General features: G+C 46.8%; 1 protein-coding gene and 1 pseudogene. Both read right to left on the bottom strand.

The genetic code is table 11. The features are described 5' to 3' along the window. Positions 1–376: pseudogene (locus tag R8N49_RS26410) on the bottom strand (ABC transporter permease); the annotation flags it as partial. Then, positions 376–792: ABC transporter ATP-binding protein (locus R8N49_RS26405; RefSeq protein WP_318190356.1), on the bottom strand; the 417-nt coding region annotated here is incomplete at its 5' end. The gene R8N49_RS26405 and the pseudogene R8N49_RS26410, both read right to left, overlap by 1 nt.

Genomic DNA, 792 nt, shown 5'->3' with positions numbered 1-792 from the left:
CATCGACACCTCGTACAGAAATAAGCTGCATTCCGTTATCGCTAAAAGCCATGGTCGAAAATCGGGTCATAACGGAGCGCTCAAGTTGCTCTGTCGATTTTAATAGCGAGTCAGAGAATGGGTTTGCGGAAACGAACACCGCATCCGCAGTTAATGCATCCTTGCCCTGCTTGACAATCACTTGCTCCATACGAGATGCAAGTGCAGACAATGCAAAAATACTCGCGATGACCAACACAAGAGCGACGCTGATCGGCCAAAGGTTTCCTTGCCTAATTTCGCCCAAACTCCAACGCACCAAACTTTTATTCGGGGAGTGTTGCTTCAATCCACGTTGATCTGAAGATGTTACTTCACTTGAAGATACTGCTGACATTACATCTCCTCCTTAAGCTCACCCGCCTCCATACGATAAATTCTGTCGCATCGGCTTGCTAAGTTCACATAATGAGCGACCAATATTAATGTCGTACCGTGCTGGCTATTGAGATCGAACAACAGCTCGATGACTTTGTCCGCGGTTTGGTGATCAAGGTTCCCTGTCGGTTCATCAGCAAACAGCAATTCTGGCTGAGTCATAAATGCTCTAGCCAACGCGACGCGTTGTTGTTCACCACCAGAAAGTTGACTTGGTAAGTGGTCGAGTCGCTTTTCCAATCCTACGGCGCTTAATAATTCTGTCGCTCGTGCTTCATCTTCGGCTTCTCCGCGTAAAAGACACGGTAAGGTCACATTGCGAAGTGCACTCAAACTTGGGATAAGTAGAAAGCTTTGAAAGACAAATCCTAGAGA

The sequence above is a fragment of the Vibrio sp. 1978 genome, assembly GCF_033344345.1.
This window is presented reverse-complemented; position numbering and strand designations above follow the sequence as displayed.